The 15,994-nt window shown below is 48.9% G+C and carries 17 protein-coding genes; 13 read left to right on the forward strand and 4 right to left on the reverse strand.

The window, feature by feature from the left end; all coding sequences use genetic code 11:
* Window positions 1-157 precede the first annotated feature (157 nt).
* The 3 genes from sigZ to C2M36_RS12675 all read right to left on the reverse strand — a co-directional run bounded on the left by sigZ (window position 158) and on the right by C2M36_RS12675 (window position 2,654).
* On the reverse strand, window positions 158-706 hold the full coding sequence (gene sigZ / locus C2M36_RS12665) for an RNA polymerase sigma factor SigZ (protein ID WP_105255205.1): 549 nt from the start codon (window positions 704-706) through the stop codon (window positions 158-160).
* Window positions 707-981: 275 nt separating this feature from the next.
* A complete protein-coding gene (locus C2M36_RS12670) occupies window positions 982-2,055 on the reverse strand; it encodes a metal-dependent hydrolase (RefSeq protein ID WP_158678941.1) in 1,074 nt (357 codons plus the stop codon).
* A 2-nt stretch (window positions 2,056-2,057) separates the two neighbouring features.
* Window positions 2,058-2,654 carry a TetR/AcrR family transcriptional regulator gene (locus C2M36_RS12675; protein ID WP_105190212.1) on the reverse strand — a complete coding sequence of 199 codons (597 nt, stop codon included), beginning with the start codon at window positions 2,652-2,654 and terminating at the stop codon, window positions 2,058-2,060.
* A 369-nt stretch (window positions 2,655-3,023) separates the two neighbouring features.
* Between C2M36_RS12675 and C2M36_RS12680 the strand changes: the two genes are divergently transcribed.
* The 5 genes from C2M36_RS12680 (at window position 3,024) to C2M36_RS12700 (ending at window position 7,470) form a co-directional block, all read left to right on the forward strand.
* Entirely contained in the window at window positions 3,024-4,613 is a 1,590-nt protein-coding gene (locus C2M36_RS12680) for a Na/Pi cotransporter family protein (protein WP_105255207.1), read from the forward strand.
* 177 nt (window positions 4,614-4,790) lie between these two features.
* Window positions 4,791-5,447 (forward strand): cupin domain-containing protein, encoded by a 657-nt coding sequence (locus tag C2M36_RS12685; RefSeq protein ID WP_105255208.1) that lies wholly within the window; start codon window positions 4,791-4,793, stop codon window positions 5,445-5,447.
* A gap of 270 nt (window positions 5,448-5,717) precedes the next feature.
* Window positions 5,718-6,065 (forward strand): copper resistance CopC family protein, encoded by a 348-nt coding sequence (locus C2M36_RS12690; RefSeq protein WP_105255209.1) that lies wholly within the window; start codon window positions 5,718-5,720, stop codon window positions 6,063-6,065.
* 19 nt (window positions 6,066-6,084) lie between these two features.
* Window positions 6,085-6,984, forward strand: a complete 900-nt coding sequence (locus C2M36_RS12695) for a copper resistance D family protein (RefSeq protein ID WP_105255210.1) — start codon at window positions 6,085-6,087, stop codon at window positions 6,982-6,984.
* A gap of 21 nt (window positions 6,985-7,005) precedes the next feature.
* The gene (locus C2M36_RS12700; protein WP_105255211.1) at window positions 7,006-7,470 is read left to right on the forward strand and encodes a YybH family protein; all 465 of its coding nucleotides are present in this window, start codon (window positions 7,006-7,008) and stop codon (window positions 7,468-7,470) included.
* A 155-nt stretch (window positions 7,471-7,625) separates the two neighbouring features.
* Here C2M36_RS12700 and C2M36_RS12705 read toward each other — a convergent pair whose 3' ends face one another.
* Window positions 7,626-8,774: a hypothetical protein gene (locus C2M36_RS12705; protein ID WP_105255212.1), complete on the reverse strand. Its 1,149-nt coding sequence runs from the start codon at window positions 8,772-8,774 to the stop codon at window positions 7,626-7,628.
* A 167-nt stretch (window positions 8,775-8,941) separates the two neighbouring features.
* Here C2M36_RS12705 and C2M36_RS12710 point away from each other — a divergent pair, with 167 nt between their 5' ends.
* The 8 genes from C2M36_RS12710 (at window position 8,942) to C2M36_RS12745 (ending at window position 15,987) form a co-directional block, all read left to right on the forward strand.
* Window positions 8,942-9,190 (forward strand): DUF3297 family protein, encoded by a 249-nt coding sequence (locus C2M36_RS12710; RefSeq protein WP_105190275.1) that lies wholly within the window; start codon window positions 8,942-8,944, stop codon window positions 9,188-9,190.
* A 198-nt stretch (window positions 9,191-9,388) separates the two neighbouring features.
* Window positions 9,389-10,270, forward strand: coding sequence for a nuclease-related domain-containing protein (locus tag C2M36_RS12715; RefSeq protein WP_105255213.1), 882 nt, complete (start codon window positions 9,389-9,391; stop codon window positions 10,268-10,270).
* A gap of 4 nt (window positions 10,271-10,274) precedes the next feature.
* Complete coding sequence (locus C2M36_RS12720; RefSeq protein ID WP_105255214.1) at window positions 10,275-11,357, forward strand: hypothetical protein; 1,083 nt, start codon at window positions 10,275-10,277, stop codon at window positions 11,355-11,357.
* A 69-nt stretch (window positions 11,358-11,426) separates the two neighbouring features.
* Entirely contained in the window at window positions 11,427-11,675 is a 249-nt protein-coding gene (locus C2M36_RS12725; RefSeq protein WP_105190274.1) for a hypothetical protein, read from the forward strand.
* A gap of 208 nt (window positions 11,676-11,883) precedes the next feature.
* Complete coding sequence (locus tag C2M36_RS12730; protein ID WP_105190202.1) at window positions 11,884-12,273, forward strand: hypothetical protein; 390 nt, start codon at window positions 11,884-11,886, stop codon at window positions 12,271-12,273.
* 101 nt (window positions 12,274-12,374) lie between these two features.
* Complete coding sequence (locus tag C2M36_RS12735) at window positions 12,375-12,860, forward strand: DUF411 domain-containing protein (RefSeq protein WP_105255512.1); 486 nt, start codon at window positions 12,375-12,377, stop codon at window positions 12,858-12,860.
* On the forward strand, window positions 12,860-14,257 hold the full coding sequence (locus C2M36_RS12740) for a TolC family protein (protein WP_105255215.1): 1,398 nt from the start codon (window positions 12,860-12,862) through the stop codon (window positions 14,255-14,257). Before C2M36_RS12735 ends, C2M36_RS12740 begins: the two co-directional genes overlap by 1 nt.
* Window positions 14,257-15,987, forward strand: a complete 1,731-nt coding sequence (locus C2M36_RS12745) for an efflux RND transporter periplasmic adaptor subunit (RefSeq protein WP_105255216.1) — start codon at window positions 14,257-14,259, stop codon at window positions 15,985-15,987. The genes C2M36_RS12740 and C2M36_RS12745 overlap by 1 nt, the downstream gene beginning before the upstream one ends.
* Window positions 15,988-15,994 lie beyond the last annotated feature (7 nt).

Consider the following 15,994-nt stretch of genomic DNA (forward strand, 5'->3'; position numbering starts at 1 on the left):
GATTTACAAATATATTGATATTTTCTAGATAAACTCTTTTCAGTCTGCAGTCGGATACTTTTAGGGATAACAAGGCGAATTTACGCGTCAATAGCTGGCCTATTGCAAGTGAATTCAACGCAGTTAGCTTTGAAAGTAGCCACTGGAGATAGATTTATTAGCCAGAGTTCAGGTTATTTATGTTTTGTGGCTTTCTATGATAGTCAATTAGATTACCTTTTTTATCTAATTCAAAGTCACAACAGCGGTCAAATAACACTTTTAAATCAGCACGACTCTTTTGCATTCTGGATTTAAAGGTGGAGTAACTTACCCCAAGCTGTTCAGCTTGTTGTTTTTGCGAGTAGCCTTCTAAGTCAATTTTTCTTATTAAATCAGCTTCATCCTCGGGCATGGCCTGCAGAAATGGCTCTATGCATTTAATTAAATCAGCACGAATATTTGCGTCTTGTTTTTCAATCACTTCTATTAAATCAGTGTGCTGGTGTTTATTGTGTTTTCGATAAAAATCTATAATGGCGTGATTGGCAATTTGGAAAAGCCAAGGCTTGATACTGGCCCGATCTTTTAGCTGGTGGATCTGCAAATGTGTTTTTAACAAGATGTCTTGTAATAATTCTTCGGCATCAGCTGGGTTAGACACTTTCGAAAGTAAAAAAGCGTGCAGGCTATGTTTGTACTCGGCCCAAATTTGCTCAATAGACATAACGCAGAAGCTGTTGGTTTAAAACACTTGTATCTTAAACCACAACTTGGGTAACTGAAAGTTTAACGTATAGGCATAGCCGCTAAGCGAAGAGCTTCAACCCTTAATTCAGAGTTAGGGGGTTGGGCCCTAGTGGATGTTCCCACACCCTCTTCTGTCCTCACAGCTTAACTCAGGTGTATTTGTTTGATTTCCCGCTTTAAAGCACCGCTGTCAGCGGCCTGACTCCAAAAGCTTCTCACAAACCCCCTTAACACAGCGTTCAGTAACTGACGCTAGTTAACCTCTTCATTATGTTCACTAAAATACCGGCCGCGCTGTAGCCGCCATTGGCCGTCCAGGCTCTGGCACATGGCATAGCGAAAATAGGGCTGGATGCCGGGCCAGTGATAGCGCAGGTCGCTGAACCACACGCAGCTTTGCTCTGCCGATGTCTTTTTTGCTAACACCACCGGGTACTCGGCAAAGTCTCTAAAGGCCTTGAAGTCTGGGTGTTGCCACGCCTGGTGAATAACTGGGTCGGAGTGCGCCGGCAGTGTGTAGCTGCGCCATTGTAAAGTGCCCGCCTCGGTATAGGCCTCGGCAAAGCCCTTTACCCCAGCGGCGTGTGACAGGCTATCCGCCAGCGGGTCTGTTGTGAACTTACTATATGCCTGATAAATGTGTTCCTCGTCTTCGCTCAGCACCTGCCAATAAAGGGGTGAAAAAGGCTGTGGCAGCAAGCGACTACCTGCCGCGGGAGCAGGTAGTTGCTGCTGTATTTGCGCCATTAAAGTGAGTTTTATGCCGAGCACAGTCGCAAGATAGAGCAAGGGCGGGCTCAAGGCCGCCAGGCGAAAGCGCTTTTTACGCCACATTTTTTTTCGGCAAATATAAAAAAGCAACCCGGCCAGTATCACGCTCAGGGTGAAGTAGGGATCGATGATAAACAAGAGGTCCCAGCTGATCTTGTCGTCGGACAAAGGCGCAAACCAGCGGGTGCCGAACACGGTTAAGGTATCTGCAACTAGGTGCGAGAGAATAGCCAGCCAACAGATGGTAAAGACCAGTGCGGCGTTTGCCAGACGCAGCAATTTACACAAGAGGTAACTTATCAGCGCAGCCCATACGGGGGAGAGCAGCAAGGAATGGGTTTCAGCCCTATGCCAATAGGCCAGAAAGTCTAACGGGTTGAGCCAAAAGAGCAGGTAGTCAATGTCCGGAAAAAGGGCCACCGCAGCGCCGATCGCGGCCCTGAGTTTCCAGTCAGTCTTTGTGCAGGTGTCTGCGCCGGCATCTTCCGATAACGGCTTAGCTGCGGGCAACTGGGCGACAAGAGCGCCAATTAATACATGGGTGAGGGGATCCAAGGCTAGGTTGCTCGGCCCGGGTGGGAGAAAAAGCGATGGCCGGTATGGAGTCCCTTTAGCAAGCCTGCCAACAGGGATCTGGTTTTAGCATTATCGGCACTGTTATCGCTTAAAAAGAAATAAAAGCTGCTCAGGTAGGCGCTGGTGAGCGCAATCTCATCGGCCACCTTGGCCAACCCTTGTTGTCGGCGTGCCGCGGCTTCTCTGAACCACTGCACGGTGCGGCTGACGCGGGTCACACCATGAGCCTGCAGGTGAAAGTGCCCAGGCTCTAGTTTATAGCGCATAATATCGCGCACCACGGCTTTGTAAGGAGCCAGATAATGAAACCAGCTCATGATGCAATTGAGGGTGCGCTCTTGCTCTGAGCCCCGTCTACCGGCCTCGGTATCGGCGTATTCGAGCATGGCTTGGTCGGCGCGGTCGAATAAGGCTTCGGCGAGATCGTCCTTGGAACGAAAGTGCCTGTGTATATCGCCTAAGCCACAGTTGAGGGAGGCGGCTAACTCATGCAGCGAGAAGCTATCCCAGCTCGATTGCAATGCTAATACAATGGCACGATCAAGGATGGTCTGGGGTGAAAGCGTATAGGCAGCCATTGAAAGAACGCCTTGGGTAAAAGCCGGTTGATGTTGTTTTTAGTATAGGTAGCAGCGGGCGCAGCAGCAACTGGGTCCCTAGCGTGCCTTATCCTGCAGCGCTCTCAGTTACAGGGAGAAGCAGACAAACTGAACAGGTTTTTAGGCGCCGTGGCCAGGCTTTTCTTTTGCTGTAGTAGAGCAGAACCTGTGTATTCAAAAGAGGGAGAAGGTGACTGGTTCGGCAGGGGGGCCCGCCCGGTTGTGCCAAGCGAGGGGCTGGGCTCTTCTTATCTGAAACAGCAAAGTAGATTGCTGCGACAATATTGCGCTATGTGTATCTAAAACCTATGCTTTTTATATCTGCCTGGCTCGAAATTTGATAAGCAAATGGAAAACCTGACGATTGCAATGGCCGGTTTAACCGCCATTATTCTTTTTATTTTTGGGCTTCAGAATTTTTCTCGGGAAATTGAAAGCATCTCTGGCGAGCGCTTTCGTAAGTCGCTTAGCCGAGCGACGCGCATACCCATACTCGGCGTCTTTATTGGCGCCATCGTTACCGCTTTAATTCAGTCCAGCTCTGCCACCTCGGTGATCACCATTAGTTTAGTTAACGCCGGCGTTTTAACCTTTAAGAACAGTGTGGGCATTATTTTCGGCTCCAACGTGGGCACCACAATAACGGCGCAGTTGGTGGCCTTTAAGCTTACCGTATTTGCACCCGTGTTTATCATGATCGGATTCTTTTTATCCCTTACCCGCAATCGTTTTTCTATCTTTGGCAAGACCATTTTCTATTTTGGTTTTGTGTTTTTCAGCCTCAATCTGATCTCTTCTTCTTTGGCGCCATTGCAAAATAATCCGGCATTAATCGAAATTTTAACGCATCCGCAAAACCCTCTGATTGCGATTTTGGTCGGCTGTATTTTTACGGCCTTGGTGCAATCCAGCTCGGTCACAACGGGTCTGGCTATTATCTTCACGCAACAGGGTGTTTTGGGTCTTGAGAATGCGGTGCCCATCATCATGGGGGCAAATATTGGCACCACGGCAACGGCCATGATCGCTGTGTTTGGAATGGATATCGCCGCTAAAAAAGCAGCCTTGAGTCACTTTTTGTTTAATGTGGGTGGGGTGTTGTTGTTTTTGCCCGCCATTTTACTGTTTGGCCACAGGTTAAGTGACGTGACCATGGACCCAGCCATTGCCTTGGCTAACATTCACTTCATATTCAACGTGGTTGCCAGCCTCATATTTATTATTTTTCTGACGCCTTTTACCCGCTTTGTCGACTTTTTGCTGGGTGAAGGGAAAATGGATTTTGAGCGCCTTGAGCTGCCAACCTATCAAGAAGATGAAGAGTTTCAGCTTATCGTGGACAGGCTTGAAGCGGGTAACCAACAGTTGCTCAACTTTTTAAAGGAGAACTACAACCTCGTCACCCTAAGCTTAGAAACAAACTACATGAGTATTCAGGACACGGCGCAAAAACGCATTGAATACGTCAACTTCATTGAAAAAGAGTACATGACTTACTTCACCTCGTTGTTAAGCAAGATGAAGGATGAAGAGCAGTCGAGAGAGCTGATAATACAAATTAATCGCTATGATTATCTGTTCCAGATCCATGACTCAATTACCGATCTGTTTGAGAGTAAGCGCATCATGAGCAAACAATTTATCGAGTTAAAAAGTGATATTTTGATTCTGGTGAGAGAGCTATCGAGCGATACATTGAATCTTTTTACCCAAACCAGTGAGCATTTAGAAGAGCCAAAAAATGAGGAAATTGAGAAGTCGGCCAAGTTGTTGCAGCTGCATTTAAATCAGGCCCACCGCAAGCTGTTATTGTTACTTGCCGATACCAATAGAAAAGATGCAGGGGCGCTCACCAACTTTGTTACTTACTCGCAACGCCTCAAAGATAAATTAATAAATTTCCACAAGGTGTCTTCACACATAACCGCCGAATTATGACGCGCTGGCAAGGGAAGATAACGGGAGTTCTTGGTCGCCTCGCCACTGCCATTATAGTCTTTGCCCCGATACTCCTTTTACCGCCTTTGGATGAACCAAAACGCCGGTGGTGTAGTATCTTTGCTTATGATCATAACCAGCTGAGCGCTTGCAGTAGCGCATCAAACAGGAGCACGCATGTTAAATATGGATTTTGCCGAGAAGTTAGCGATTAAAACGGCAGAGCAACCCTGGCTGGCAAGCCCAGCCAAAGGGGTGTGGCGCAAGCCATTGGAGCGCGAAGGCAAAGAGTCGGGGCACACCACAAGCATAGTTAAATACGAGGCGGGCTCGCGTTTTAATCCGCATCCTCATCCTCTGGGCGAGGAGATCTTTGTGCTTGAGGGGGTGTTTTCAGACGAGCACGGCGATTACCCGGCAGGCACCTACATTCGTAATCCGCCTAAGAGTGTGCATGCGCCCTTTAGTAAAGAAGGCTGCGTGCTCTTTGTGAAGCTCAATCAGTTTGATGAAAAGGATACGCAAACGGTGCGCATCAACACCCGGGCAACACAGTGGCAACCGGGGCAGGGCGGCCTTGAAGTGATGCCACTGCACACCTTTGAGCATGAACATACGGCCCTGGTCAAATGGCCCAAGGGCGAGCGCTTTGTGCCTCATAAGCACTTTGGCGGCGAAGAGGTTTTAGTGCTTAGCGGCGAGTTTTGCGATGAGTTTGGTCGTTATCCGCAGGGCACCTGGCTGCGCAGCCCGCATATGAGTGAGCACACGCCGTACGTAAACGAAGAAACGGTGATCTTGGTGAAGGTAGGGCATGTGCCTTTTCGCTATTAGCCTTGGCGCAATACCTGCGGCCCGGCTAGGTGGTTCAATTAAGGAACCGGCGCTGGTTTTGCACCCGTTTTTATTATCATGCTCCTTTTAACACCGGGATATATCTGGTTAGATAGGGCTGCAAACGCATTGCAATAAAGACAATAAGTAACAACGCAATGTGATAAATTTCGAATGAAACGTCGGCAGATTTGCAGGTGCTGCAGGCCTGGTGTATCAGTTGTCTGCCTATCGGCGTGATCTTATAAATAAAAAATAATCGAGGTAACAATGAAATCATTAATTCACTTTCTTGCGGCAATCACGCTTGCGTTTAGCTCTGCGGTCTTTGCCCATGTCGATTTGAAAACCAGCGTGCCCGCTGATAAGGCCACGCTAGCGCAAACACCCGAGCTTTTATCACTCACTTTTACCAAAGAAGTGCGCTTGGTGAAGGTATCACTAAAAAATGCGCAGGGTGAGGCCATTAAATTTGGCTTTAAGCCCACTAAGGAAGCGAGTCTTGAGCATTCCTGGGCACTTCCTGAACTTGCGCCCTCAAACTATCAGGTTGATATGATTTTTCTTGGCCAAGACGGCCATAAAATGAAAAGCAGCGTTAGCTTTGTTGTGAACTAAGCAAGGCTAATACCCAGTGATGGACGTGTTTATCTGGAATACCATCATTGTGCTATCGAAAATGGCCTTTTATGCAGGCTTTGCCGGTGTTGCCGGTTATGCCTTCTTGGGTCAGGTGTTTGCCCATGAAAAGGACCCCGCACGGCTAGGCGTATTGAGCGGCATTTGCCTGCCATTATCCCTGGTTATGCTTGCCTTTGCCGGCAATGCTGTTTGGTTTTTTGCCAATACCGGTGCCATGGCAGAAGACGGCATTGGCGGCGCGTTCGATGGCTTTATCCTGGAAATTATGTGGGATTCATCCATAGGTGAAGCGACCCAGGTGAGAGTCCTGGGCTGCCTGGCTGCCTTAGGGGCGGTGATGCTATTGGCGTGCTCTGCCAAAGCCACACTAGTTAAATGGGCGCGCCATGGCCTGTTTGCTGCCAGCTTATTAATGCTTGCCTACTCCTTTACCTTGGTCGGGCATGTTTCTGAGTTAACGGCGCTAGAAAAAGCGCTTTTAATGGTGCATGTCGTGGTGATGGCCTGGTGGTTTGGGGCCCTGTATCCGCTTAATCATGCCGTTGAGGTGCTCAATGATGATGGGCTAATAGCCCTGATGAACCGCTTTTCACGGCAGGCTAGTGTATTGGTTGGTGTTTTACTCTTGGCTGGCACCTATTTGGCGTTTCAATTGCTCAGCAGCCCTCAGGCACTGTTTGCGTCGAGTTACGGACAAACCTTACTGATTAAGCTAGTGTTAGTGCTGTGTATATTGGCGCTGGCCGCCAGGCACAAGTTTATACTCGTTCCTCGGCTTAACAACCCGGATGGGCGGGCGGTGTTAGCTAACTCCATCACTCTAGAGATGGTCATCGCAGGGGCCATTTTGGCCGTAACCGCTTGCTTGACCAGTGTGGTAGGCCCTACTAACTAAAACAATAAAAAGAGAAGCATAATGAAATTACTATCCGCATTTTTATTCCTGCTGGCAACGACCAGCGTTGCCGTGCAAGCCCAGGGTGGCGATGAAAAAGACGCGAAACTGTTCAAAGGGTTGGACACGACCGCGGCCAAGGCGGTGCTAACCTTTAAACAGGCCCTTAAAAGCGGTGATAAGGCGCTCGCCAAGGCACAGCTTGCCGATGATATTATTATTTTCGAGGGCGGGCGCGTAGAGCGCAGTGCCGACGAATATGCGCATCATCATATGTTATCCGATATGAAATACCTGAAAATGATGGAATCAAAAACACTGGAACATCAGGTTGAGGTTTTCGGTAACACGGCGGTTTCTGTTTCACGCAGCCATACCAAAGGCACCTATAAGGATAAGCAATACGATTATGAGGGCATGGAAACCATAGTGCTGGAGCAACAAGACGGACAGTGGAAAATCAAGCATATTCACTGGTCTAACTAAGCCCTGGCGCCACTGTAGCCCTGGTTCTGGCTGCCAGGCCAGACGCACTCGCAAGTGATTGCATTCAAGTGATTACCTTGATGCATAACGCTCACAAAAAAAGCGCCCTAAGGCGCTTTTTTATTGCTCTTGCTCGCCATTGGCGCAGGCAAGCGCTAAATGGCCGTGAGACTGTGCTCCAGCATGGCCTTAATCTGGGCCACAATTTTTGCTTCCACTTCAGGTTCAAACTGGGCAATACGCGGGGTGTGAAGATGCCCGGTGGGAATGTCGGAATCGAGCTCGTTGCGCAGGCGAATACTGCGATAGGAGATCTCGTTCGATAAATAGCCGCCACCGCCGCCGTTAACCGCAATGGCGTTTTTAAGCTCTTCCAAGGTCTTGGGCTCAAAGGTTTTCTCCAACGTGGTGACCTTGTGGTTGTCGATGATTTTATATGGACCCTTGGCCTGTTGCATTTGCGTTACCGGCAGGCTGAACTGCACAAACTCATCGCCGGGTAAGGGGCGGCCATTGAGGCTGGAAATTTTCGGCGCGGTTTGCGTGCCGCCATAAACGATATTGGCGTTATCCGGAGCGGTAACACTGCGGCGCTTACCGGGAAAGCGCTCAAGGTCGAAGTCTTTGCGGCCCATGCTCACGGTGACCACCATATCAACGCTATTCAGGGCGTAGTAGGGGGCGAGAATTTCTTCAATTAATCCCTGGTCAAAGTCTTCATAACGCACCGGGATCATCACGGTGTTGATTTCCGCCTGTACGCCCTTAAAACTGATCACCTGGCCATCGAGTAACAGCGCGGCTACGCCGGAGGGGTTGCTTTGGTTAATGTTCCTGTCGAGCAAGAAGGGATCAAAGCCGGTGAGAAGGATTTTTTTGGCCGTGCCTTTAGTGTATTCCAGGTCGTTACGGCCGCGGCTGCCGTGCTCTAACAGACTTAGCAAGGCGGCTTGCTCGGCCTCACTGAGCGCAAATGCGGGTTTAACCGAGCGCATCACCTTGCTAGATTGCAGGCGAGCCCAATAGAGTTCGCGATCATCATAACTATTTGTGCTGGTCAGGCGTTGTTTGGCGCTTTGCCATAGTTCGCTGGCATGGGCGTGAACCCGAACTTTGGCTTCGGCATAGCTTTTGGCCGTTTGCCACTGCTGCTCAAATTGACTGATATCAGTGCTAAAGGCGCTTAATACCTGGGGCATGGCGCTGGTGGCTTTTTCAATGCGCAGTTCTTCAACGGTGAGGTTGGCCGCAAACGCTGGGAAGGTGGATAAAATAACGCCAGAGGCTAGTAGTGCTTTGATCATAGTGGTCCTGTACAGTGTCAATGCCTAGTTGGATGCTTGCGTTACTATCCTATGTCTCATTGCCCTGCGCAAATAAATCGGTCGGGTGTTTTGGCGTGGTGGTGATTGAGCATTGCTGCGGTATTACCTACAATAGCGGCCACATTCATAATTTAAGAAAAATCACCATGACAGATACAAGTGCAAAGCCCGCTATCCCAGATATGCTTTCTATCAACCCGCGTAGCAAGTTCTACAACGAAGAAATTCTAAAGCATGAGATTGGCGTGCGTTTTAACGGCAAAGAGCGTTTCGACGTAGAAGAATACTGCATCAGCGAAGGTTGGATTAAGGTAGCCTCACCGAAAGCGCTAGACCGTCGCGGCCAACCACTACTGCTTAAAAGCAAAGGCACGGTAGAAGTTTTCTATCGTTAAGCCGTAGGGTTATCCCAGAATTTTAAAAGCAGGCTGCAATTGGCCTGCTTTTTTGGTTTAGTGAGTACTTGGTCGAATAAATCAATTCTGTTTCTTTACTAATCACATTTACCTTTAACATTCGGTCAACTTACTCTGTCCTTAAATTCAGACCCATGCCAAAATAGGCCTGTTGTAGTTATGTAATTAAAGGGATTTATGAGTAACTTACTCCTTTCTATCACGCCTGCTCTTTTGATGGCCAGCGGCATCTTTCTTGTTATAGGAATGTTGTATTTTACGTTGCGCCGCCATCAACGAAGAAAAAAGTTACCGCTAGACGGTGGCAAGTTAATTCGAATGCCCGCACAACGAATAAATGAAGAATTAATAGATGTAGGCGCGGACATTTTAAGTCTTGCTGGCATCTTAACAGCGACTATTTTACTACCTTTTGTAATTGTAGGAATTCAACAGATAGAGCTTTCTTCTCCCCTGTTTATAGGCGCAATGTTTGGTTCGGTTATTGGTGTATTTTATGGCTTAGCCAAAGTTCGGCGCGCAGTTAAAAAACAAATAAAACTTAGACTTGGTCGTGATGCAGAGTTAGCATCAGCCAGTGAGTTAATGAAGCTGCAAGCAAATGGGTATCAGGTATTTCATGATGTTCAAGCCGACGGTTTTAATATTGATCACCTTGCAGTTGGACCTCAGGGGATTTTTGCCGTTGAAACAAAAGGGCGGCACAAGCGGGTTGCCGATGAAGAGAATGGTAAAAAAGCCTATGTCATGTTTTATAAAGATGGCTTATTACAGTTTCCCTCTTGGCAGGAGCGAGAACCACTAGAACAAGCCCAACGCCAAGCTAAATGGGTCAATGATTGGCTAATTAAAGCCACTGGGGTGGCTCATTTACAGACGACCCCTGTCCTTGCTTTTCCTGGCTGGTGGGTTGAAGCTAAAACTAAACCACCATTCCCGATTGTGAATCATAAACAACTTCATAAAACGATATTGAGTATGCGTATTTGCCCCTTGAGTGACGCAGAAATCTCGCAAATAAGCTATCAAATAGTGCAGCGTTGCACCCAAGGTGATTAAAATTATGCATGTTGATCCAGCCTTACTTGAGCGAGTCGAGGATAAGCTTAATAACCAAAATGCCGTGAAGGCAGGGCTCGCGGGGGCGCTCTGGAGTATGCCTTTACTGGTGATTTGGTATGCCGTGTATTACTTCGCGCCCGCTTTTTCACCCATGATGCTGTTTATTAGCGGGGCTCTTATTGGTGTTATGGTGCGCTATCATGGCCAAGGCTATGGACGCCGTTTTGCTGTAATTGGCTTTCTTACCCACCTGATCCTGGTGGTGGTGGCCATCAATATCGGCATTGTGATCACCAGCACCATCTGGGGCGTCATTCTGCTTGGCTTGTATCTCTCGGGCGCCTGGGCGGCGGCGTTTTTTGCGCGTAAAGGTATTCCCTTAACCCAAAACAAGGCCTTTTATGTCTTAACCGAGCAACAGGCCCATTCCAGCGACACCCTGCTGAAAAACCGCTGGTATGTGGCTGTGCCGCTGTTGCTGCTGGTGGCTTCGCTGACCAATGTGGCGACGGCATTTGGAATTCACATCTTCCACGGCATTTATCAGCAGGTGGCAGCCGCCGAGGGCTATCAGCAAGAGCTGGAGCGTCATCGCGCTAAGGCCATCGATGTGACACCTAACAGTCTGGATAAGCTCACCACCCAAGAAGCCTTGTTCTACGCCTATAGCTACTATACTGGCCGCCATGTTAATGCCCGAGGCCAGTATAAAGGTGAGTACCCACTTTCAACCTTTAAGGCAAAAACCATACTCAATTACCTGGTTAAGTATCGCCAGGAGCCCAGGGCCGCCTTTATTTTAGCGCGGGTAGATGAGGGGGCGCGGCGGGCCGATATGCTGCAAACGGCCATCTCACAAGGCGACCAATATGCAAAATTTTACTCCGTGGTTGCCTATGGCTGCACCAGCGAAGAAAAACGGGCCAAGCAACTTTTGGCGGGCATGCAAAGGTTGGTGAAAGAGGAGCCCATCGCCTCAGACATCAACACCCTGATGCATTATGGCTTTGGCTATATGTGCGACGAACTCGGTGATGCAGACTTTGAACTGCGCTTTCTTCGCGATTATTCGCCTAAGTCATAGCTTGCTTTATTTATCGGCTTGTCCAGAACTGCTACTCTACACCTATAAGAGTTTAAGTGAGTAATGACCATGATCAATGACAACGACATTATTGAAACCCTCGAAGAGCTTGAAGCGTTTTTGCGTTTAGTTGAAAACGGCGGTTTGGGGCTAGATAAGGCCACAGGGATTGCTTTGGCCACCAATAATGCCGATGGCCGCCCCTTTGTGGCCGTGCTGGATGACAATCACCAGCTTCTGTATGGCCGTTGGGTGAGCGCCTATGTGTATGAAAATGGCAAAGAAATGATCCAAAACGCACCGCAAAGAAGACACTAAGTTTGTTCTGCTCGGCGACCGACAATATGTGTTAGGCCGCGGGCGCACAAGCAAGTTATGCAATATAAGCCTGTGTGATTAAAACTTCACACCGGCTTTTTATTGGCGGTGAGTTTGCTAACGCTGTCGGCAGTTGCTTCATCTATAAAGCATTTACTTTACACAAAAAGTAGCTTAGTCTTTTTAGGCTATTTTAATTGAGAGTGTTATGTTTAGACTGGTTTCACAGGTATTGGTTATTGCAGCCGTGCTGATTGCTCTGCTTGGGCAGGCATTCGCGTATTCTGCGATGACGTGTGAAACGACTATGGACGCTCATCAATCTCATGTAGCCATGAATATGGCCACCGAGCACACTCAGATGCAGCATCATCAAGGCATGGATCACGGCGATACAGCCATGAGCTCAGCTATGATGGATGACTGTTGTGAGGTGCAGTGTGTTTGCCCGGCAAGCGCCTGTGCATCGGTGACCCTTGTCAATTCCTCTACCGCCATGGCCGACGTGATTGCCGTCAGTGAAGCTGTTATTAGCGCCACCCCCACGCAGCCACGCGCGATTCAAACGTCTCTTTTTCGCCCCCCCATTTTTGCCTAACACAGGATTAATGCGTCAAAAATCTGCTCTAAGATGATGAGCACTTTTGTGATAATACACGCTTAGGCGTGGTGAAAAGCCAGCGTTTGCTGGGGGCTAAAATGATTAAAAAGTTTTTAAAAGTAGCAGTGTTCGTACTGCTTTTACCGAGTGTTGTTCATGCCAATGAGCACAGCAACAAGCATGATGTTGTAGAGCTGTTGGTGTACAAAACACCGACCTGTGGTTGCTGTAAAAAATGGATCTCCCATATCGAGAGTGAGGGATTCATTACCTATGCAAAAGACTATCTGGATATCAGTCCGGTCAAAGCCAAACTTGGCATCGCTGCCAATTATCGCTCCTGCCACAGTGCCATTTCACGCGATGGTTTTGCCTTTGAGGGCCATGTTCCCGCGAAGTTTATCCGGCAATTTCTAAAAGAAGATCACACCGATGCCATTGGCCTGTCGGTTCCTGCTATGCCCCTGGGGTCGCCGGGGATGGAAGTGGGAGACAGGTTTACGCCCTATCAGGTGCTTATCCTCTACAAAGATGGCAGCAGCAAAGTCTATGCCGAGGTTAAAACCTATGAGGAGCAGTTCTAATGACTAGCCACCCTTTTAGCGCTTCCTCCTGGCTGTTAGCTATCGCCGTCGCCACCGGTTCGCAGGTGGCGACAGCACAGCAAGCGATCACCCTTGAACAAGCGGTCATGATGGCGCAACAAAATGATCCTTGGTTGCATGGCAATCGCCTTAAACAGCAAGCCATTGAAAACAAGAGTGTTGCTTCAGGCGCCTTACCCGACCCTCAGGTTTCCCTCGGTCTTATGAACCTGCCGGTAGATACCTGGGAGTTTGAGCAAGAGGGGATGACGCAAGTGAAAGTCGGCGTGACGCAAATGTTCCCTCGCGGAGACAGTTTGCAATTAAAACAAAGCCAACTTGCGCTTGAGTCGAGCCAGTACCCGCTGTTGCGCGCAAACCGTAAAGCGCAGCTTCAAAGCAAGGTATCAGAGCTGTGGTTAGACGCTTACCTGGCGCAGCGCACAATAGAGCTTATCAAGGGCGACAGAGCGCTGTTTGAGCAAATTGCCGAGGTGGCAATGATTAGCTACTCCAATGTAATTGGTAAGACGCGCCAGCAGGATGTTATTCGCGCCGAACTGGAAATAGTGCAACTCGAAGACAGGTTGACGGTAGAAAAGCAAAAACTCGATACCCTGTTGGCGCAGCTCAACGAATGGCTGCATATCTATGATAAAGATGAGTTTGCAATCACATTCGATGACAACCCAAGCACCTTCGCTTTTGAGGTATCAAACCAGTTGCCTACACTGCAGCTGTTAAATGCCGAACTGTTAAAGGCATCCGATTATTCTCGCCAGCGCCTGGCCGGCGAGTTGGCTTATCATCCCGCCCTCATGGCCATCGATGTGAAACAGCAGGTGTCAGAAAAAGGCGTGCAGCTGGCCGAGCAGAGCTATAAGCCCCAATGGGGCGTCAACGCCAGCTACGGCTACCGGGGTGATATGCCTTCCGGTGACAGCCGTGCCGATTTTTTCTCTGTGGGTGTTACCTTTGACCTGCCGATTTTCACCGAGAATAACCAAGATAAACAAGTAGCCGCCTCGGTTGCCGAGTCTGAGTCGGTAAAAACAGAGAAGTTACTGCTGCTCAAGCAAATGATCAGCGCAGTGGAAAAAGAGCTCAAGCAGTTAAAGCGCTTGTCTGACAGAAAGGCGCTCTACGGCGAGCTGTTACTTAAACAAACACAAGAACAGGCAGAAGCATCGCTTAATGCGTACACCAATGATGATGGTGATTTTGCCGAAGTCGTTCGGGCCCGGATCGCCGTTTTAAATGCGCGTATTTCGGCACTTAACATTGACGTCAACCTGCTTAAAACCGTTGCCCGAATCAATTACTTTATGGCTCGCTACCAACCACAACAGCAAACCAATAGCCAGTCCATACCTACATACCGAATTGGAGAAGAATAATGTCGTCTAACAACAAAACGATTATCGCCGTAATTATTGGTGCCTTGATCGGAGTCGGGGGCATGAGTTTGTTTCACAGCCAAGAGTCTGACACCGGCCAAAAAGCAGCCGATTCAGGCGAAAAAAAGCCGCTTTATTGGGTGGCGCCCATGGACTCCAATTATCGTCGTGATCAGCCGGGTAAGTCACCCATGGGCATGGATCTTGTTCCGGTGTACGAGGAACAAGGGTCGGGCGGTGATATTGGCCCAGGCGCGGTAAAAATTTCTCCAAATGTAATCCATAACCTGGGTGTGCGCACGGCACCGGTGCAAGTAAAAACAATGCAAACCAATATCTCCACCGTGGGCTACGTGCAATATGATGAAGACGAACTGATCCATATTCACCCCCGTGTTGATGGCTGGATAGAAAAGCTCTACGTCAAAGCGGCCGGTAACCCGGTGGATAAAGGGCAGGCGTTATACACCCTTTACTCGCCACAGCTGGTCAATGCCCAAGAAGAGTTTCTGATCGCCTTAAAGCACAGCACCGGTTCTTTGGCGGCGGCAGCAAGAGAGCGCTTAAAGGCGTTGCACATGTCTTCTGAGTTTATTAATGAGTTGGAGCGTACCGGCAAGGTGCAACAAACCGTTACTTTTTATTCGCCGCAGCAAGGGGTTGTGGATGGCTTGCAAGTGCGTGAAGGATTTTATGTGCAGCCCGGTACCACGCTGATGAGTATTGCCAAGCTGGATCAGGTGTGGGTTGAGGCGGAAGTGTTCGAGCGCGATGCCGATGTCATTAAAAAAGGCCTGCCGGTGTCGATGACACTGGATTATCTTCCCAGTAAAGAATGGGGCGGTGTGGTTGATTATGTTTATCCGACCCTCAATAGTCAAACGCGTACCCTGCGGGTGCGATTGAAATTTGATAATCCAGGCTATTTGCTTAAGCCGAATATGTTCGCGCAAGTGTCGATTCAAGCAGAGCAAACCGACAACACCATGGTGGTGCCAAAAGAATCGGTGATCAGAACCGGACAGCAAGATCGCGTCGTGCTGGACTTTGGTGACGGCCAGTTTAAATCGATAGCGGTAACCCTGGGTCGAGTGGGCGAGAACGAGGTGGAGATACTAACGGGTCTTGAAGAAGGCGATGTGGTGGTGACCTCGGCCCAATTCTTAATTGACTCGGAATCAAGTAAAAGCTCCGATTTCAAACGCATGTCCCATGAGGAGGAGCCTGCGTCGGTATGGATGGAAGGTGAGGTCAACAGCGTAATGGCGGGTCATAGAATGGTTAATATCAACCACGGACCAGCAAAAGAATGGGATTGGCCAGAGATGACCATGGACTTTACCGTGGCAGACTCGGTGGATATTGACGCTTTAAAAGCAGGTCAGACGTTGCACTTTGAAGTAACCAAAACCGATGACGGCGGTTATGAGCTAACGGGTATTCATATTATGACCGAGCCCGAGGTGTCCAGTGCTACCGTGTCGGGTGTGATCAATGTCGTTGATGCGCAAAACCGCACCTTGAACATCAGTCGCGGACCGATTGAAAAGTGGGGCCGCCCGGCCGCTACCATGGACTTTATGCTTGCCGAGGATGTTGATATCTCTGCTTTTAATGAAGGCGATGAAGTGATGTTCACCTTTGAAATCAGAGACGACTTTGTCATCACCGAAATCTCTCTCGCTGATAATGCGCAACAGCAAGATGCTGTTGATCACTCAGCGCATTAAGTAGAGG

The organism is Pseudoalteromonas sp. T1lg75 (genome assembly GCF_002964705.1).
In the GTDB taxonomy this organism is placed as follows: Bacteria; Pseudomonadota; Gammaproteobacteria; order Enterobacterales; family Alteromonadaceae; genus Pseudoalteromonas.